The sequence below is a fragment of the Clostridium sp. FP2 genome, from assembly GCF_011065955.2.
GTDB classification, from domain to species: domain Bacteria; phylum Bacillota; class Clostridia; order Clostridiales; family Clostridiaceae; genus Clostridium_AD; species Clostridium_AD tagluense.
This window is the reverse complement of record NZ_JAAMNI020000001.1, coordinates 1,793,034-1,811,449: the sequence shown is the minus strand read 5'-3', so window position 1 is coordinate 1,811,449 and position 18,416 is coordinate 1,793,034. Positions and strand designations below refer to the sequence as shown.

General features: G+C 32.3%; 20 protein-coding genes. All 20 read left to right on the top strand.

Annotated elements, in window-relative coordinates; genetic code table 11:
- Positions 1-6: 6 nt before the first annotated feature.
- The 20 genes from G9F71_RS08375 to G9F71_RS08280 all read left to right on the top strand — a co-directional run bounded on the left by G9F71_RS08375 (position 7) and on the right by G9F71_RS08280 (position 18,414).
- Complete coding sequence (locus tag G9F71_RS08375; RefSeq protein WP_164948799.1) at positions 7-1,773, top strand: ATP-dependent helicase; 1,767 nt, start codon at positions 7-9, stop codon at positions 1,771-1,773.
- 178 nt (positions 1,774-1,951) lie between these two features.
- Complete coding sequence (locus G9F71_RS08370; protein ID WP_164948798.1) at positions 1,952-2,266, top strand: hypothetical protein; 315 nt, start codon at positions 1,952-1,954, stop codon at positions 2,264-2,266.
- Positions 2,253-2,501, top strand: a complete 249-nt coding sequence (locus G9F71_RS08365) for a hypothetical protein (RefSeq protein ID WP_164948797.1) — start codon at positions 2,253-2,255, stop codon at positions 2,499-2,501. The genes G9F71_RS08370 and G9F71_RS08365 overlap by 14 nt, the downstream gene beginning before the upstream one ends.
- Before the next feature lie 34 nt (positions 2,502-2,535).
- A complete protein-coding gene (locus G9F71_RS08360; RefSeq protein WP_164948796.1) occupies positions 2,536-2,772 on the top strand; it encodes a hypothetical protein in 237 nt (78 codons plus the stop codon).
- 23 nt (positions 2,773-2,795) lie between these two features.
- Positions 2,796-5,483 carry an RNA dependent RNA polymerase gene (locus G9F71_RS08355; protein ID WP_164948795.1) on the top strand — a complete coding sequence of 896 codons (2,688 nt, stop codon included), beginning with the start codon at positions 2,796-2,798 and terminating at the stop codon, positions 5,481-5,483.
- 275 nt (positions 5,484-5,758) lie between these two features.
- Positions 5,759-5,953, top strand: coding sequence for a hypothetical protein (locus G9F71_RS08350; protein WP_164948794.1), 195 nt, complete (start codon positions 5,759-5,761; stop codon positions 5,951-5,953).
- Between the two features lie 79 nt (positions 5,954-6,032).
- Positions 6,033-7,541 carry a hypothetical protein gene (locus G9F71_RS08345; protein WP_164948793.1) on the top strand — a complete coding sequence of 503 codons (1,509 nt, stop codon included), beginning with the start codon at positions 6,033-6,035 and terminating at the stop codon, positions 7,539-7,541.
- A 70-nt stretch (positions 7,542-7,611) separates the two neighbouring features.
- Positions 7,612-8,478 (top strand): hypothetical protein, encoded by an 867-nt coding sequence (locus G9F71_RS08340; protein WP_164948792.1) that lies wholly within the window; start codon positions 7,612-7,614, stop codon positions 8,476-8,478.
- Entirely contained in the window at positions 8,478-10,280 is a 1,803-nt protein-coding gene (locus G9F71_RS08335) for a terminase large subunit domain-containing protein (RefSeq protein ID WP_164948791.1), read from the top strand. The genes G9F71_RS08340 and G9F71_RS08335 overlap by 1 nt, the downstream gene beginning before the upstream one ends.
- Positions 10,281-10,309: 29 nt before the next feature.
- The gene (locus tag G9F71_RS08330; protein ID WP_164948790.1) at positions 10,310-10,489 is read left to right on the top strand and encodes a hypothetical protein; all 180 of its coding nucleotides are present in this window, start codon (positions 10,310-10,312) and stop codon (positions 10,487-10,489) included.
- 47 nt (positions 10,490-10,536) lie between these two features.
- Positions 10,537-11,421, top strand: coding sequence for a zinc-ribbon domain-containing protein (locus G9F71_RS08325; protein ID WP_164948789.1), 885 nt, complete (start codon positions 10,537-10,539; stop codon positions 11,419-11,421).
- A 33-nt stretch (positions 11,422-11,454) separates the two neighbouring features.
- Complete coding sequence (locus G9F71_RS08320; protein ID WP_164948788.1) at positions 11,455-12,951, top strand: hypothetical protein; 1,497 nt, start codon at positions 11,455-11,457, stop codon at positions 12,949-12,951.
- 14 nt (positions 12,952-12,965) lie between these two features.
- Entirely contained in the window at positions 12,966-14,438 is a 1,473-nt protein-coding gene (locus tag G9F71_RS08315; protein ID WP_164948787.1) for a hypothetical protein, read from the top strand.
- A gap of 45 nt (positions 14,439-14,483) precedes the next feature.
- On the top strand, positions 14,484-14,924 hold the full coding sequence (locus G9F71_RS08310; protein WP_164948786.1) for a hypothetical protein: 441 nt from the start codon (positions 14,484-14,486) through the stop codon (positions 14,922-14,924).
- A gap of 52 nt (positions 14,925-14,976) precedes the next feature.
- Positions 14,977-15,954 carry a hypothetical protein gene (locus tag G9F71_RS08305; RefSeq protein WP_164948785.1) on the top strand — a complete coding sequence of 326 codons (978 nt, stop codon included), beginning with the start codon at positions 14,977-14,979 and terminating at the stop codon, positions 15,952-15,954.
- A gap of 55 nt (positions 15,955-16,009) precedes the next feature.
- Positions 16,010-16,519, top strand: a complete 510-nt coding sequence (locus G9F71_RS08300; protein WP_164948784.1) for a hypothetical protein — start codon at positions 16,010-16,012, stop codon at positions 16,517-16,519.
- Between the two features lie 14 nt (positions 16,520-16,533).
- Positions 16,534-16,941 carry a hypothetical protein gene (locus G9F71_RS08295; RefSeq protein ID WP_164948783.1) on the top strand — a complete coding sequence of 136 codons (408 nt, stop codon included), beginning with the start codon at positions 16,534-16,536 and terminating at the stop codon, positions 16,939-16,941.
- 2 nt (positions 16,942-16,943) lie between these two features.
- Entirely contained in the window at positions 16,944-17,183 is a 240-nt protein-coding gene (locus G9F71_RS08290; RefSeq protein WP_164948782.1) for a hypothetical protein, read from the top strand.
- 2 nt (positions 17,184-17,185) lie between these two features.
- Entirely contained in the window at positions 17,186-17,824 is a 639-nt protein-coding gene (locus G9F71_RS08285) for a hypothetical protein (RefSeq protein ID WP_164948781.1), read from the top strand.
- Positions 17,824-18,414 (top strand): hypothetical protein, encoded by a 591-nt coding sequence (locus G9F71_RS08280; protein ID WP_164948780.1) that lies wholly within the window; start codon positions 17,824-17,826, stop codon positions 18,412-18,414. Before G9F71_RS08285 ends, G9F71_RS08280 begins: the two co-directional genes overlap by 1 nt.
- Positions 18,415-18,416 lie beyond the last annotated feature (2 nt).

Below are 18,416 nucleotides of genomic sequence, written 5' to 3'. Positions count from 1 at the left end.
TTATTAATGGAATTTAATGAGCAACAAAAATCAATTATAAAATCAAATGAAGGGTATATTTGTGCATCTGCAGCGGCCGGGTCTGGCAAAACTAGTTCACTAGTAGAACATATTAATTATCTAGTAAGGAATCTAGGTGAAAGTGAAAGAGACATTATAGTTATTAGTTTTACTAGAGCAGCGGTGGATAGTTTAAAGAAAAAACTAAGTGGATTGGGTTTATCTTTTATTCCAGTCCACACTTTTCACTCACTTTCGGCAATGATTTTGAGTAATTCAGGGATTAGTGTATCTAAAACTTTACCTTTATGGAAAGTTGACAATTGCTTTAAGAAAATAGCTAAAGATGCTGATACAGAATCAATTTTGTCATGGATAGGTTTCCAAAAGAACCACGGTAGAACATTCGAGGATGAGTTTGTATATAAAGACTCCGACTATGAAGATCAACAACTAAGAGTGTTTTTTAAAGAATATGAAAAAGAAAAAAACAAGGAATGTGCTTATGACTTTGAAGACTGGATATTACTAGCTTTAAAAGAATTAAGGAAGCATCCTATAAAGTATAAATTTGTTATTGCTGATGAGGTACAAGATTCTAACGACTTAAATATTCAGATGCTAAAGTTAATATCTGATAAGAACTTAATGGTAATTGGAGATGCTAGACAGTCGATTTATGGGTTCAGAGGATCTAATCCTAGTTTTTTTCTGAATTTTGATAAAGAGTTCTCAGGGGCAAAGGTACTAAATCTTGATACAAATTATAGGTCTTGCAAGAATATTGTAGAGAAAAGTAACAATTTCATTAAGCCCTACTTTAAAAACTATTCTCATTATGCTGACAGTATAGCAAACAATCAAGAGAATGGAATCATAGGGTTAATATCTAATCAGAACTCACAGGAAGAATCTTTAAAAGTGGCTGATAAAATTGAGAAGATGATTGCTGACGGTAGAGACCCTAACGACATTAGTATAATTTATAGGCTCAACAAAAATAGTGAGTTTCTCGAAGCAGAATTACGTAAGCGAAAAATTCCTTATGATATTTCTAATGATTCGTCGTTTTTTAAACGAAAAGAGATTAAAGGACTGCTTGGGTATTTACAGCTTGTAGATAACGTTCACACCGATGGAGCCTTTATAGATGTATTCTCACTTCGGAATGAACCGTTGAAATTCATGGCAGGTTCTGTATTAGAAGATGTAAGGAAACAGGCCGGTAAAAATGATAAATCTATGTATGAAACATTTATTGACTTAAAACTACCTAATGTTTGGCAGCAAAGAGGTATAACTGAATTTCATAACAATATCACAAGACTAGTTATGCAGAAAGATAAAGGAATTGCAGTTGAAAAATTAATAGATAATGTTGTTAAAATATTTGGCATGGAAAAATTTATTAAAGAAAAGTACCCTAACTATGACGAGCAAAAGGAAAGAATTGCTTCAATAGAGGTTCTTAAGTCTTTTGTAAAAGGAAATACTTTAAAAGGATTTTTAGAATATGCCAATGCTGATAATGCTCCAAAGAAAAAGAAAGCTGAGGGAGTTAGGTTAATGAGCATCCATCGAGTGAAGGGACTAGAATTTCATACAGTATTTCTTGTGGGTGTAAAAACGGGAGATTTCCCACATGAACGAGCAAGTTCTGTAGAAGAAGAGGCCAGATTATTTTATGTAGCCGTAACAAGAAGTATCCAAAAGCTTTACATTTCACAAATATCAACTGGAAATGTCTTTGTAGATCAATACTTCAATAAATAAATATTTTCTGTAGTCCTTGTCAATTAAACAATACCGTTATGTATATGATGTTGTTTCGAGAGCCATATGAACCCCTCAGAGCAACGTAAAGAGTTTTTAGGTGTAATTGTATTGGACAAGTTAAAATCACTGTATCAAAGGTACAGGATACCAAAAATCAAGAGGAGGAATTATTAATATGAAAATTCAACTAGGAAATGGTAACTTTCAAATAGAAACAGACGATAGACAGTTTATCGTTCAGAAGAAAAAGATAGTACAGGCGGGTAGGATGACAAAGCCTGAGAATATAGGCAAAGAGTCATTTGAAGACATTGGCTATTATACAAAGCTTAAAAATGCCTTAAATGCTATATGTGATCAGATTGTTTTAGATAATGATGACTTAAAAGTAATAATCGAAAAATTAGCAGAACTCAAGACTGAGATATCTAAAATGACGAATCTCTTAGAGATAAGCGAAATCGAGGTTAACGAAAATGAAGAACGTTAAAAATTGTGGAAATTGCAATTACAGAAGAGGAAGTTTTAAGAGCGATATTATGACATGCAACAGACCTTCAAAAGCAGAAGGTAGAGAAGCCACTAATTTGGGGAACGTAGAGCTAGGGTGCCCTTGTCATAGTGAGATTGATAGGCTGAAAAGAGAAGGTAATTATATTGATAATGGTAGTTTTCATATAAGTAAAGAAAGATTGATGGAGCTGGAGAAAAAGTTATTTGGTTAACAATATAACAATAATGTTATAAGGAGTGATTTTATTGAGCAGCAAATTAGTTGAAGAATTATATAATCGAATTGAAAATGAAGAGTTACATCTATATTTTGAAGGAGATAAGCAAACTTTTTTATTGGAGCTTGAATCATTGAAAATTAATGGAGAATTAACATATACGGAGCATGACGAATTATTAATCCACATAGAAGATACAATTTGCGGAATAGATGATTGTATCTTGGAAGCCATGATAGAATGTGACCCAGACTTAGCTGATTAAATCAAGGGATAGGAGGAATAACTATGAAAAAGGAAAATGCTTATATTATGAACTTAGAATCTTGTTATATCTATAAAGATATAATGGAAGACAAAGAAACAACTTCTAAGAATAGGGATTTGGCTAAATTATTTTCAGCCACTATTCCCTACAGCTTAGAATCAATAAGGATAAGTAATATATTCCCAGATAGTTTTTATACTGTAAATAATAAGCAATATACTAAGAAAATAATAAATTTAACTTTTGATAAAAACTATACCACATGGGACGAAAATGAAGAATGGGAAGATAAAAATGGCAATAAGAGAAAAGGAAAAAGAAGGATAGCGGCAAGCAAAAAGAAAATAAGGAAATATATCTATGAGAAAGGATTTATAATGGACGGCTTTCGCTATATATTTTATAAGAGAGGAGCCGGAAAAGCTAAAAATGGGTTTGCCTTATATATACAGGAAGATATGAAAGAGACATTAATAAATAGGAGCAGACTAGGTTTAAAATTTGAGATTGATGAACTGCTAGACTTAACTTCTCTGCTTGCCTATGAATCACTAATATCTTCTGGAATAGATTTTACAATTGAATTAGATCCTAAAACTGAAATATTAATAATAGAAGATATATATGGAGAGAAATTTAAAAGTTTGGCAAGTGTGACAAAAGAAGAAGAGAAAGTAATAACTACTAATAATGAGATAGTAGATATTCAGAACTGTTTAACAGATGGCCAAGGATTACTCGATGAATCACTCTTTAAAAAATATGATAAGGCCGATAAAGGATTTATGCTATTAAGGACTGATTTTCTAAAATGTTGCGGTTTTAATACTAAATTACAGGAATGGTTTATTGAAAATGGAATAACGACTATAAAAGATATGTATGGGAATGATTATGATTCAAGTAAGATTAAGCTAATAACAACTCCTAACTCTCTGAAAATACTAAAATTTGCTTATAAAATTGGCAAAAGCACTGACAAAGAGTGTTTTGAATATTGGAAAGAGAATATAGACAATATCTTCGGAGTAGTAAAATGCGACAAGGAAGGCAACTATGGAAACTATAATAGGACTACTTATCAGCTTTTAAATAGTATTCCTAATTTAACTTATGATGAACTAGTAGTTATAACAAAATTGGAAAGAGATTACGTTATGCTATTAAAAAATGATTTTGCCGTGTTCAGGAATTACTTAGGCTGCGATGCAAAATTAAGTTTAAAACTCGAAAAAAATATGGACAAAGATGATGTTAGTTTATACGAAAATACAGAGCTTATGAATGCCTTATTATTAGTAAACTCTGATATCCAGTATACTAAGACCTTCAAAAAGCTTAAGAGTGACTTGATATCTAACTATATTAGTCATTTAAAAGAGGGTAAGATAAGGCTCAAGGATACAAAGTACGTGACTATAGTATCTAATCCATATGAGATGCTACTGGCTTGTATAGGGCAGTATAAAGATAAATCTATAATGAACGGCAGAGAAGTCTGGTGTCAGTATTATAATGAAGGACAAGAATTTTGCGTGTCACGTAACCCCCATATAAATGCTGGTAATGTTATGTGTTCTAAAAATGTAAATCACGATGAATATAAGTGGTTTAACTTTACTGATAATATCATGGCCGTGAATTTTTTTGACAACGATATGCCCGATCGTCTCCAGGGAGAAGATACTGATAGTGATACAAATTTAGTTATCCCCCACCCTATCTTAGTTGAAAAGGCCAAGTATTGTGAAAAGAATTTTGCAACGCCAATTAATAAAGTTAAAGGTAGTTCCAAGCCAAGAAAAAATAATATGATAGAGCTACAGAAACTAGATGTTATATTAAGTAATAATTATATAGGTAGAATAGTAAACACGTCCCAGATAATCAATTCTTATCTAAATGATGCTATTTCAAAAGGGGAATCCGAAGATACAATAAACGAGTTATACCAAGCAAGTAGTAGATTATCTAGTATGAGTCAAATAGAGATAGATAAGAGTAAAAAAGTATTTGACAATATAAGTATGAGCAAAGAACTCAATAGGATAAGGCAGATACCATATATAAGATATAAGGAAGAGAAAGATAAATATGATGAGACTGCTAGCAAAATGATAGTACCAAATTTCTTTAGTATGGTTTCAGAATGCAATGATTATAGAATATTTGAGAAGTTCAATACGCCCTTAGATATACTCCAGGATGTTATAGTATTTAAAGGAGCTAAGAGAGTTAAAGGAGAAAAACACCTAGAGTTTATTGATTTATTAGTGAAACTCAAAGAGGTAGAAGGTAAATGTAGCTATTCAAGTGTTGATGCTATTTATAAAATAATAGAATGTTGTGGTAAAAAGATCAATGGACTCAGAATAAAGACATGTAAACTAAACGATAAGGCTAAAAAAACTGTTGAAAAAAAATCAAAACATGAAGCTATTAAATTATTAAAAGATTTAAAGCCTAATGACTATACGATGTTATATATATTAAAACAATGTTTTGGAGACAAAAGCGGTTTAGACTTCAAAAAATACGGAATGCTTACACTAAATCTACTATATTCTTCTAAAAAGCTTCAACTTCTAAAATGTTTTAAAAAGGATAATATGGACATGGATGAAGTTTTAATAAAAATTAATGATGAGTGTGACTATGAAATATTTGGAGGTAATTACCAAAAAATTATAAGAAAAGACATGAATTAGTGGCTTTTTATTTTCAAACACCGGTTAAAGCCAGTGATACCAATGCCCCGTCGGTTGAGCTAAAACCTTGTATATGGTAGTATTATAAAATTTATTTTTTATAATACAATTAAACAATAATGTTATAAGTCTTAGAGCTCCGACTTTTAAATGGGCTTAGATAATACAGAGGTGGTTAATGTGGACAGGCTTAGTCCTGTCTCATACCACATATATTTTTTTAATAACAATAGAACAATAATATTATAAATAAAGGATTGAAGGAGGAATTATTAATGGCAGTTTCAAGAACAAAATCAAATGGTTATGACATCAAAGGTGTAGGTAAGCTAATCGAGGTTACGTCTGATGGTTTTTTATTTAGAGACCCTAAAGCTGGAGATTCAAAAATAACTCTTCAAGAAATAACAGAGCTAATTGGGAAAGAAGTAACGTTTAGTTTTAAAATTTCAGATAAAGAATTAGTTTAATCATTAGAAGATACTGAGCCTGTCGTGAAGACCTCCTCCTCTATCTTCTTATTTACTATAAGGAGTGGAGGAGAAAATAATGGGAGAGATAAATTTAGTAGATAGGTTAGAAGGTGAACATTTCCTAATTTATTTAAATAGGTTATTGGAATTAAAAGAAAGTAAGCAGATTGACATAGATAAAATTGAAATTTATGAATTGGTCTTTGGAGAAAAGTTAAGTTCCTCAGAGGCTCGTAAAAGACTCTACAACTGGAGAGATATTCTAGCTAAAGGTCAAGAAGAAGGCCAGAGTGCTCAAGATATAGTTGAAGCAATATCTTGTATTTCAAATCCTCAACAGGAGAACATAGTTTATCTTACTGATGAAGAAGATAGAACTCAAGTAGTAGATATGGGCGATAAATTTCACATATACAATAGAAAGCGAAGTATCGTAATTGACAAGGAAAAGGTTAAGAAAATAAAAGAGGTATATTGTGATAAAACTCCTTTAACAGTTAATGAATTATGTAGGAAATTGGATATTGCTAGAAGAGATTTTATGCTGCTTAAACAAGGTCTATCAATTTGTCACTCAGATGTCCCCTATCTTGATGAAGATATTCAAGAGGAGAAATTAGGGGATTTAGTAGCAGAAACTTTGGAACGCAGGAAAGAAAAGTATTTCCTAAAACTGCAGCAAGAAGAAATTAAACAAATGGAAGTTGAGCTAAGTAAGTATAGAAAACAAGATTATTTATTTGAGAAGATCTCTAAATCAATAAATGATATTAGAATTGAGCCTGTTAAATATTCTATAGATATAATTAGAAGACCGAAAATTAGAGAAGGATTATTAGATGTTATGGATGCTCATTTGGGTATTAAAACAGATAATTATTTCAATCAGTATTCAGTTCAAGAAGCTGAAAGAAGATTTGATGCATTAACTAAAGAGACTATTGAATTTTGTGCTGAAACTGGAGTAAACATACTTCATGTAAGTTCTCTTGGGGATATGATTAATGGTCTCATCCACGTTTCTTTAAGGTTAGAATCCGAAATAGACGTAGTAGAGCAGGTTAAATTGGCCACTAGATTAATGGGGAAGATGCTAACTGAATTTTCATTGGTATTTGATAAAGTTATTTATACTGATGTAGTTGGAAATCATGGACGTATGATACCACAACGCTCTGAATCTATTGACTCTGAGAATTTTGAATATCTAATTAACTTTGCTTTAAAACTTATGCTTAAAAATATACCTAATGTTATTTTTGAAGATAATACTTATGATGAAGGAATTATTGTTAAAAATATTGCAGGAGTTAAAATATTTGAGACACATGGCGACAAAGGAAAATTATCTAAGATAGCTCAAGATTTAACGATGATGATAGATAAGCCTATGGAAATTCATAGTGGTCATATTCATCATTCTACGGCAGATGAAATTCATTCTGTAGAAGTGTTTGTAGGTCGCAGTTTCTCAGGTGTAGATTCTTACGCTAAGAATTTATATGCTACATCGAAAGCAGGTCAGAAGTTATTTGTATATGAAGATGGTAAAAGAATATTTATTCATGATGTGGTCTTCAATTAAACAATAATATTATAAGAAGAAGCTATTTAAATATGGCTTCTCTTTGTTCTAAGAAAGGAAGTGAGGAAATTTGATTACATCGAAGGAATGTATTATTTGCCACAAAACTAAAAAAGCAAGTAATTTTTATACTCATAGAGATAATAAACCAGGATACGGATTAAATATGGCATGTAAAGAATGTGATAAAAAGACCGCGGTTGATATTACTGGATTGAAGCTGTTTTGTAGTATAAATAATCGTCTGTTTAGTCAAGATCTTTATGAAGAAGTTTCTAAATCTATACAAACAAAATATGAACATGATATTGAATACAACTCTCTTTCTGAAGAAAAAAGAGAAGTTTTCTTAAATAGAAAGATAATTAATATGTATTTCTCAAGGATGGGAAATTCGCAATATTATCAATATGTTCCTGAGGAAGGATATTTAACTTTTGTAGAGGAAGAAGCAGAAGATAATGAAAATGAAGAAAATATCGACTCCAAAGAAATTAACGAAAAGAAAATATATTCACAAGATTGGCGAGGTTCATATACAAAAAGCCAAATAGATTGGTTAGATGCTTATTATGAAGATACTATTGGTGATTTTGTTGTAAAAACTCGAAACCATAAGGACTATTGTCGAAAAATAGCAAAGGCTAGTCTGTCTGTTGATGAAGCAAGCAATGAAATGCTTAACGATGTACCTGGAGCGGAGAAAAAGTACGATAAGGCTACTGCAACGTTTGATAAACTATCTCAGAGTGCGAAGCTGAGCGAAAAGACACGTTCGACTAATGATGTTGCTGGTCTTGGATCACTAAGCGAAATAGTTGCGCAACTCGAACAAACGGGATTTCTTCAGAAGAAAATCAATTTTGAAAAAGACGATGTTGACAAAATTAGTGAAGATTTTAGATGGACTATAACGAGTGTTGGTGGTGAATTTTAATGGCTACCAATCCCAATTATTCTCATAAAAAACAAGCAAGCCAATCAGGTACTCAATTAGACCTTGGTAATCCAGACAGTCATAAAGTTGTAAGAAAAAATGGAATAGACAATGCAGAAGAATGGGAAAAACAGATTTTATTTTGGAGAAGTCATTTAGATATTTTTATCCATGACTATTTCCCATATGAGGAAAGAAAACTTGAACTTTTTGACTATCAACAGATAATTGCGAGGAATTGTGGCAATTCAACAAATGTAAAAGACATCGAGGCAAGGTCATTAGGAAAGACTTGGAAGATGGGACTGATACTTCCTTCTATTGCAATACTTTATTCAGAAACACCTATTCTTGTTGTTTCGAAAACTGTCAAGCAAGCCTGTCTTACTCTCAAGTACATAAAGACTTTAGCAGCTCTGTATCCTAATTTTCAAAGAGAACTAAAATCTCCTGTTCGTATAACTAAAGATGGTGGATTTGTAGAGTTTAAAAATGGTTCTACAATAGAAGCTTTGGCTATGAATACAGATGGCAGTAACCTAAGAGGACTTAGAAAAAAAGTAATTTTGATTGATGAATCAGCATGGGTTAAATCAGAGGTTATAAAAGACGTTCTAGTACCCATTCTTAGTTTTAAAAGAGATATATGGTGGGCTAAAAGAGACGAAGGATTTGAGGATTTTGAATCTAAATTATTTGAAACGAGTTCAGCCTATCTAAAGTCTTGTGATTTTTTTCTAAGGTTTAAGGACACGTTAACTGCTATGAAAAAAGGAGACACGACTCAATTTGCTAGTGCTCTAAGTTACAAAGTAGCCGTAAGGAATGGGGTAAAAACTGAAGAAGAGATTGAGACTTATAAAAATGGCATGGTTCTGTCATCATTCGAAATGGAATGGGGGTCAAAATTTATAGGTTCAGAAAATGGAAGTTTTTTACCATATGACTTAACTGAACCCTGTAGGGATTTTGATGGAGTTGAATTATTTCAACCAAAAGGTTCTAAATCAAGATATATTTTATCACTAGACGTAGCTACAAGTGCTGCGAAAACTGCTGATAATGCCGCTTTAACTATAACGAAAATTTCTGAAAGAACCGATTCTTCTGGTAAATTAGATGGTACTTTCAATAAGTATTTGGTCTACATAAGAACATTTCATGGCTATGGGCAAGAGGCTCTTGCTATTGAGATTAGAAAAATGTGTATAAGATTCCCAAATATAGAGAGAGTAATTGTTGACGGAAATGCCATTGGAGAAGGCGTTGTTGGTATGCTTAATTTCCCCTATGTAAGCGAGGGAGAGGAATACAAGCCTTTTGTACGTGATGATATTGGATATACTGGTAATACAGCTATCCCAATAGTTAGAAGTTTTATAGGTAATAATAAATTAAACAATAGGGCAGTTACGAAGACTAGGCTATATTGCGAGAATAGGTCGCTACATTTGCCTATTCAATCTGCAAGTGTAAGTAGAGAACAGGAGGAAATTGTTGAGTTTGATGAGGATAGTGGTAAAAAATCCAAGTCAAAAGTTTCTCGAGATATTCTGATAGAGGAAGTTTCTATTTATAGAGAGACTGATGCTCTACAGAGCGAATGTAGTACGATAGTTCCTAAGATAAGTGCAAGTGGAAATACGATATACGACACAGCTTTAACTACTCAACACAAAGATAGATATTCTTCTCTTATTATGGCGATGGAATATATATCTGAATTGGAAGACGAAAATAGAGAGAGATATAATAATAATACAGAAGGTATGTGTATGGGGATAGCAATGACTTGGAATTGAGTTCCATAATATCTAAAGGAGGTTTCTAAATGAAGAAAAAAGTAATATTCGGAAATCATTGTGCTGGTCATTTAATGACTAAAGGACATATTCTTCAAGCATTAGCAAAGCAATTAAAAAATAATAAAGATTTCAATGTTTATGTTTTTAATGAAACGGACGAGTTTCTTAAAGATTTAAATGAGTACAAGCAGTTACAAATAAAGTAGCTGCTTTTTTATATTTCAAAAATTAATATCTAAAGGAGAAATGAATTATGTTGTTGACAAAAGAAATGGAAGTTTCAATTGGTATGAAAAATATGAAATATTATGAGGAGAAGGGTTACATTATTCCAAAGGTTAAAGATGGACGAGGGATTATGAGGATACAAAGAGGCTCTACAAAAATCAAAGTAAAAGTAGAAGATTTACAGGGGAGATCAAGAGGAGTTGTAGATGTTCAATGTGATGAGTGCAATACATCAAAACCTTTAGAATGGGGAGTGTACACTAGATGTATAAATGAAGATGGAAAATATTATTGCAAACCATGTGCAAGTAAATTATATGGACATGCCAATTCTATATTAACAAAACTAAAAAGTGGAAAATCGTTTGCGGATACGAATATTAAACTGCTTGGAGATGATTTTTTAAAGAAATACTGGTCTAATAAAAATACTTTAGACCCTTTCTTGTTTTGTAATAATTCTGATAAGTACGTTTGGGTCAAATGTCAAAGCGGACATGAGGATTATTGCATCAGAGTAGACCATTTTATGACTGGTAGCAGATGTCCTATATGTAATAGTTCCAAAGGGGAGCGTAAAATCAGTGATATTTTAAAGAAACATGGTTTAATCTTTTTAGAGCAATATAGACTTGACGACTGTAGAAATATTAAACCCCTTCCTTTTGATTTTGCAGTATTTAACAAATTAAAATTAATGTGTTTGATTGAATATGATGGAGAACATCACTACAAGCCAGTAAAGCATTTTGGAGGAGTCGAGTCATTCAAAAAAACAAAACGTGGGGACACTATAAAAAACAGTTACTGTATGAAGAATGATATTAAATTAGTTAGGATTCCATATTTTGAATTTGAGAATATTGAAGAAATTTTAAATACAAGCTTAATGGCAATGACCTTTGATTAACAACTAAACAATACTGTATAAGGAGGTGAATATATGTCGAAAAAGAAAAAGCAAATAGCTTCTCAATCTGCCCCTAAAACTCCAAAAGATATTTCCCTTGGATTTGATATGAAATCTTATCAAGGAGGAGATGTAGGAAAACCAGTTTCTGTATATGAAAATAGATTTACTTCAAATGGTGATGTTAAAGGTTACAATATTGATGCGATTCTCAAAAATAAGCAAGATAACATCTATAAAATATTTGAACTTTGTAATTACTATGTTGATGCAGACCCAATTTATGGTAATGCAATAAAAAAGATATTAACTCCATTCTCATTATCCGGTTGGAAGCTTATGGGAGCATCAGAAAAAATAAAACAGAAATATAAAGATTATTTTGAATCAATCGGGCTTTTCGATTTACTTAGAGACATTTTTTATGATCTGAATTTATATGAGAATTGCTACATTTATGACAGGGGCAATTATTTTGATGTATTTCCACCACATAGAATTAGAATTAGCTCCATAGGATTAGGCGGTGAACCCGTACTGGAGTACAAGATTTCAGAGTTTGGAAATAGGAATTATACTATTGCAAAAGAAGGGTTTATAGATACTTTGCTAAAATCTTACGAGGGTTATCCCGAAGAAATTATACAAGGCATAAAAGATGGAAACTTGTGGATTCAGTTAAATCCAGAAAATACATTTACTCTTCAAGGGGTGAAATCACGCTGGGAGAAATATTGTATTCCATTTATTTCCTCATGTCTTCGTTCCTTTTCCAAGAAAAATCTTATTGGAGAGTTTGAGAATAGTCAATTATCTGTAGGAATGAAATCATTTTTACATGTAAAAGTTGGTTCAGAAAAGTTTATGCCATCCCCTTCTCCAGATATTATGAAGGAGATTGGAGGAATATTCAAAAATGCGATAAATGGATTCCCCTTAGCTATAACTTCATATGTGGTTAACGCGAATTGGATAACAGTAGATACTAAAAACATGTTTGATAAAGCAAAATATGATGAAGTAAATACATCAATTCTATCTAGTTGTGGATTGTCTGCAATTATCGTAACTGGGGATTCCAGCAGTTCTAACTTTGCTAGTGCAACAGTAAATGTATCCGTTGCTGAGAAGAAAATTTCTGCTAATCAAAAGAATGTTGCAGAGTTTTTAAAGAAAATTATGAAGAAAAGAGCTATTGAATGGAGAATAGCAGAAGCAAAGGTTCCTTCATTTGTCTTTGATAAAGTATCAATACAGGATGACAAGGCCATGAGAGAAGAAATAAGTGCTTTATTTACTTTAGGTTTAGTTTCATATAAAACAGCTATTGAGAGTATGGGACAAGATTACGACCAAGAGAAAGAACGTAAGACTAAAGAAAAGGCTGATGGAGATAAAGAGATATTTGTGGTTCCGCCTTCATTTAACAATCAATCTGGCAAAGATGACAAAGGTGGAGCACCAGATAAGCCAGGGGCAGACAAATCAAAATCAGCCACTGGAAAACAGCCTAAGCCTAGCACCCAGTAAAAGGAGGTGAATATATGGCAAAGAAACCACAAATTTTTAAATGTAACTCAAAACGAATAATATCTATCGGCGAAGAAGAAATTTCCTCTGAAATATTTATGAGTATAAGATTTATTTTATTAGACACTCTTAAGAATCTTAATAATATACAATATTCACCAGAATTTCTTCAGGAAGTTGCTGACAATCAACAGAAGTATATTAGTTTACCACTAATGGCTGAATTTAATAAATTAGCCAAAGGCAAAGTAAACAATCTAACTCATGCCTATAATCAGAAAACTGGAGTATTCTCAAGTCAGATGATAGGATCTTTTATTTCATTTGAAACTCAAGCGAATGCTGATGATGAAACAATACTAGAGTTAGTTGGGGAGGCACGCGTGCCTAAAAGATTCGCAGATATTTGCGAGGTATTACAAGATTTATTTGACTCGGGGAATCTTACATTGTCATATGAAATTATAGCAGGAGAATGTTCTAAAGAAGGAACTACTACCTTTGTAGATGTTTCTGAATTTAACTATCTCTTTGCAATGGCCTGTGTAACTAATCCAGCTGTCTTATCGGCTCATTCGTTAACATTAGTTGCCCAAATTATGGAAGGAAACATTGGAGGAGGTGAAAACTTGCAAAGAAGTAAAGAAAATTTTACAGTTGAGAATATGTTTGAAAACTCTAAAATAAATCTAGCAGAGTTAGACATAAACCAAGTTAAAACTAAGCTATTTAATCAGCTTAGAGAAAAAATGGATAACGATTATTGGATGTACGATTCTCAAGATATTGGAGTAGATTATGTTATTCTTAAAAATTATAGTACAGCAGATTTAATAAAAGTTGAATTCAGTGTAACAAATAATGAGGTTACGATTTTAGATACGTATGATGTTGATAGAACGTATATCAAGAAAAATAATAAGGAGGAATTAGAAATGGCAACAATAGCAGAATTAGAGGTTGAAATTGCAGCAAAGGACGCAAAACTTAAAGAGAAAGATGTTGAAATTGACAAAACAAAGAAAGATGCGAAAGCAAAAGAGGATGAAAAAGACAAAGAGGTCGTAGCAGCTAAAGACGAAACTAAAGCTAAATGTGCAGAGATCGTAACAATAACAGAAAAGCTTACTGTTCTGTCAGCATCTATTATTGAAAAAGACACCTTGATTGCTTCACTTGAGCCCATTAAGGTAGCTCATGAGGCAATGATAGCAACAAAAACTGAGTTAGAATTAGCTGAGAAGAAATTAATATTAAAGGCTAAATATTCTAAGTTACTAAATGATAAAGTTATGGCAGAAGTTGAAATTGCAGAAGCACTCGACAAATTGGATGAAGCAAAACTTAATTCAAGAATCGTAGAAATTGCAATGGCATCTACAGCACCAGGAGCTAAATCAAAAGTAGAAATGGCATCAAGAATTGTTGATAACCTTAAATTGGCAGGAACAGAACCAGGCTCTCTAAGAGAAAAATACTCAATATAGTCACAACAATTAAACAATAATATTATAAAACAGGAGGCATATTAAATGAACGGATTAGTTAAAAATGGTTTATATTCAACGCAAGGTGGTTTTACTGCAAAAGCAGCAGGATTAGGCAGAGGTATATTCGTAGCCCCAAACTACACAGACAAAACAGTATCAGTTCCAGGTACAGACGCATTAAGAGATGTATATTTCGTGCAATGTGACATAGACACTCCAATAGAATTTGGTAAGGCTGACAAAGACTTTACTCTTGCAATCGGTACTGCCGTTAAAATGAGTAAATTACAGTTAGGTGCTAAGTTTGTAACAACTTCATTAGAAGCTGCTCTTAGTACATATGTAGTTGGCGGAGTAGTAATGGTTTCAGCAGCAGGAAAGTTAAAAGCAAATGCAGCTGGATTATTTCAAGCAACTATCACAGAGAAAATTACAAGTTATGATGGAGAAGAAGCATTACTTTGTATAGTAACAGCAGTCTAATCAAAAAAATAACAATTAAACAATAATATTATAAAACAGGAGGAATATAAAAATGGCAAATATCTATAAAGAAGTAGACGTATTTATTGCACAAGCTAAAGGAGAGGTAGATTCTAAATCCCCAGAATTAGCAGAAGCTCGTGGTGTGATGAAAGACCTGTCTGCAAAATTCATCGAAACAAAAGATAAAGGAATCAGAACAGAACTTGCAGAGATAACAACTACTGTAACAAACCAAATAGTAAGAGGTAAAACTAATTATCTTGAAACTTTTGCTGATGTTGCAAGAACCGGGATAAACGTTAAACAACAGTTTGAGATTGAAGTTGACTTAACTTCAGCTGAGTGGACTGCTAAGGGTGTAGCTGGAGACAGAGGAACACTAACTAAGAAATATGTTGGTATGGACACTAAACACATAACTACTAGACCTTCAATTTCCTTTATGGACATGGCTTCAGGAAGAATAAACTTCGACAGAATTGCTTTACTGTCAGCAGAAAAAATAGATCAAGCACTTACAAAGGAAATGGAAACAGTTTTATTTAGTGCTTTCTCAGTAATGGCAAGTCCTAATTACGAAACTGCTGTAGGCATCGACCAAACTCTTTTAAAGAATCAGATCAACACTTTCGGAACTTTTGGACAGCCTTATTTACTTGGAGATATTTCAAAATTAACCTTACTTGATAATATTGCTGGTTGGAATGGTAAATTACCAGAAGCACTAGCTCTTGAACATAATGCTAATGGTTTTATTGGGACATTCAATACTGCAAATGTTGTTAGACTAGTAAATCCTTTACTAAGAGGCAGTTTAACCAATACCCAATTAAGAAAAGATCTTATGTATATTCTTTCTGGTGGAGACGCTTCTCAAAGAAGTCTTAAAGCTCAATTTGAAGGTCAAGTTTATATGAGAGAGCAAGAAGACTTTTATACTGGAGATTACGACCTAATGATGGGAATGATAGCAGGTTTCAAGGTTGTAGGAGCAGAACACTACATGGGAGTTTACAGAGCACAATAATAACTAGAGGGAGAAATCCCTCTTTATTTTAATTAAGAAGGAGATAAGGATATTTATGAAAGAAAGTATAAAAGTATTAAATAACAATCAGTACAATGTAGGTTTATTATGTCAAAAATGGAATAAGCATAGACAAGTTAAACCCAACTCTTTTATTTATTTAAATGAGGAAGAAATTAAGGAATTAGATTCTAACTATGATTTATTCAGTTCCGGGGAACTTGTAATTGATGATTCAGAAATAAATATATCGTTGAATTATGCTGAAAAGAACCCTAACATATTGACAGATTTAGAGATTGAAGAAATATTTAAATTGTCTGCTGCACAAATAAAAGAAAAATTATCAGGTGTTACAGAACTATTCGCTATTGCTAAGATTATAGCTGTAGCTAAAAGAAGTGATTTAAGTGTTTTAAGATTAAAAGTTATCGAAGAAATAGTTGGAAAGAAAATTGATTTAGAGGACATTACTCCAGTTGAAGAAATCGAAGAAGTGAAAGTGAAAGTTACTAAACCTAAGAAAACAGCAGAAGCAAAATCAGACGAAAAATCAGCAGAATAAGGGAGAGTGATCCTATGACCTCCTTAATTGATATTCAAGAGGAATTAACAGGTAACATTAAGTTTCAAGTAACACCTATTCCAATGGTGGATTCTGATTATGCATCATTTACATTACAAGGAGTTAAACGACTTTATATTGATGAAGGAATAGAAGATAACTTTCTAATTGATTATGATAAAGTTAATAATACTCTGGTGAGAACATTAACTTTAACAGAACAGGAATATGCATGCACTTGTGCAGAAATTGCTTTTAGAGAGCAAATAAAAGATGATGTAAACGCAATAATTGGATATAGTACGAATGCACTTTCTATAACTGGTGCTAATACTCCTTTTAAGAATTTACAAGGAACTATAGCTTCTCTTGAACTAAGACTTGCAAAACTAGCCTTTAAATTCACTCATAAGGCGGTGTAGCTATGAAAGTAAATATTACAACGAGAGATAGAGATATGGACATTGTAAAAGAAGAATCTTATGATTTTCAAAACTACTTTGATTATTTAGCAAGTAGAACAATGAGCCTTCTATATTCAATGGAAGATTATAAATTAGATTTGATTGGCCATGAAGTTTTAAGAAAAGATGTTTTAAGTTTAGCAGGTCATTTGAAGAGATTACCTCAGAATATGACTTTCGCAGAAGAGGATGTGATATAAAAGTGAGATTTTATATTCCACCTAATATGCAAAGGGATTTTAGTGATTCACTTTTAGCTTTAGGAACTGATTCTATTATTAATTTTGATCCACTTAACAAAGTCAAAGTCAGACTGGACAAAGTTAATTATAGAACAAAAAATAATTCAACATCTTCTGATGAAGTGGTCTTTGCAGAGTTAACTTCCAATTTAAAAATGGGAGATTATTTACAATACAAAAACGAAACAATGCTAATAACTCAGTTGAAAGAGAATGAATTTCCTAAATGTTATGAGTTTACTACAACTACTTGTAATACAAAGTTAACCGTTACTAGATACCAAATGATGGTTCAAGATGATAATGGAAATATTATAACTCCTGAAGGTGATGTAAATATTGCTGAGGATTTATATTGCTCTACTTTATTTAATAGTTTTCAGTTTAAGAGTAGTACGGGGAACGTTGGAATTGTGCCAAGCGACCAGTTGGTAATTTCTTGTCAATATAATGATTCGACAAAGAATATTGCAATAGGTGATAAATTTACTTGGTTAAAACAAACTTATCAAATTATTAGCTTAGACAATTCTCAAATCGATATATCGGAGCTATACGGAATGTTGACTTTTAATGCTGAGAAGGTGATTTCCGCGTAATGAAAATCCAATTTGACGAAAAAAGACTAATTAATGATGTAATTAAACAGCTTAATGTTGAAATGGACTTAGTGGCCAAGGTACTAGTTGAATTTATGATTGGTGAAATCTCTCAGTCTTCATCAAGTAATCCATCTTTTGAACAATGGAAGTTGGATGTCATAGATGCTTTGAGATGGAGAGCAGTTGCCGTAAGTGGCCAACTAATGAGAGAAATCGGCGTACTTGACCAATCAGACCCAAGTTTATATAAAGCTATGGCTGTGGAATTTGGGACAGGATCAAAAGCTGATACAACTGACAACCCTTGGATACAAGAGTATCTATCATCTGAATGGTATCACTCCAGCAGAAATGGAATGAGTATATATTCATTACCAGGAGAAGAAATTTATGATCCTGACTCAAACAGTTGGAAGCAAAGTAATGCAGAAAATAGAGAGCCATTGCCATTCTTAGAAGAACGAGGTTCTTTATATTGGACAAACATATTTGGAAATTCTGCTATTATGGCACAGACATATTTCGATAAAGGTATAGAAAGAGCAATTGCTAGGATAGATTTTAGTAACTATTTAATCGTAAGTTAAGG

What these genes read in the sequence shown, in the direction of transcription:
- G9F71_RS08375 (WP_164948799.1), top strand. Translation starts at nt 7, where the DNA reads ATGGAATTTAATGAGCAACAAAAATCAATTATAAAATCAAATGAAGGG.
- G9F71_RS08370 (WP_164948798.1), top strand. Translation starts at nt 1,952, where the DNA reads ATGAAAATTCAACTAGGAAATGGTAACTTTCAAATAGAAACAGACGAT.
- G9F71_RS08365 (WP_164948797.1), top strand. Translation starts at nt 2,253, where the DNA reads ATGAAGAACGTTAAAAATTGTGGAAATTGCAATTACAGAAGAGGAAGT.
- G9F71_RS08355 (WP_164948795.1), top strand. Translation starts at nt 2,796, where the DNA reads ATGAAAAAGGAAAATGCTTATATTATGAACTTAGAATCTTGTTATATC.
- G9F71_RS08350 (WP_164948794.1), top strand. Translation starts at nt 5,759, where the DNA reads ATGGCAGTTTCAAGAACAAAATCAAATGGTTATGACATCAAAGGTGTA.
- G9F71_RS08345 (WP_164948793.1), top strand. Translation starts at nt 6,033, where the DNA reads ATGGGAGAGATAAATTTAGTAGATAGGTTAGAAGGTGAACATTTCCTA.
- G9F71_RS08335 (WP_164948791.1), top strand. Translation starts at nt 8,478, where the DNA reads ATGGCTACCAATCCCAATTATTCTCATAAAAAACAAGCAAGCCAATCA.
- G9F71_RS08330 (WP_164948790.1), top strand. Translation starts at nt 10,310, where the DNA reads ATGAAGAAAAAAGTAATATTCGGAAATCATTGTGCTGGTCATTTAATG.
- G9F71_RS08325 (WP_164948789.1), top strand. Translation starts at nt 10,537, where the DNA reads ATGTTGTTGACAAAAGAAATGGAAGTTTCAATTGGTATGAAAAATATG.
- G9F71_RS08320 (WP_164948788.1), top strand. Translation starts at nt 11,455, where the DNA reads ATGTCGAAAAAGAAAAAGCAAATAGCTTCTCAATCTGCCCCTAAAACT.
- G9F71_RS08315 (WP_164948787.1), top strand. Translation starts at nt 12,966, where the DNA reads ATGGCAAAGAAACCACAAATTTTTAAATGTAACTCAAAACGAATAATA.
- G9F71_RS08310 (WP_164948786.1), top strand. Translation starts at nt 14,484, where the DNA reads ATGAACGGATTAGTTAAAAATGGTTTATATTCAACGCAAGGTGGTTTT.
- G9F71_RS08305 (WP_164948785.1), top strand. Translation starts at nt 14,977, where the DNA reads ATGGCAAATATCTATAAAGAAGTAGACGTATTTATTGCACAAGCTAAA.
- G9F71_RS08300 (WP_164948784.1), top strand. Translation starts at nt 16,010, where the DNA reads ATGAAAGAAAGTATAAAAGTATTAAATAACAATCAGTACAATGTAGGT.
- G9F71_RS08295 (WP_164948783.1), top strand. Translation starts at nt 16,534, where the DNA reads ATGACCTCCTTAATTGATATTCAAGAGGAATTAACAGGTAACATTAAG.
- G9F71_RS08290 (WP_164948782.1), top strand. Translation starts at nt 16,944, where the DNA reads ATGAAAGTAAATATTACAACGAGAGATAGAGATATGGACATTGTAAAA.
- G9F71_RS08280 (WP_164948780.1), top strand. Translation starts at nt 17,824, where the DNA reads ATGAAAATCCAATTTGACGAAAAAAGACTAATTAATGATGTAATTAAA.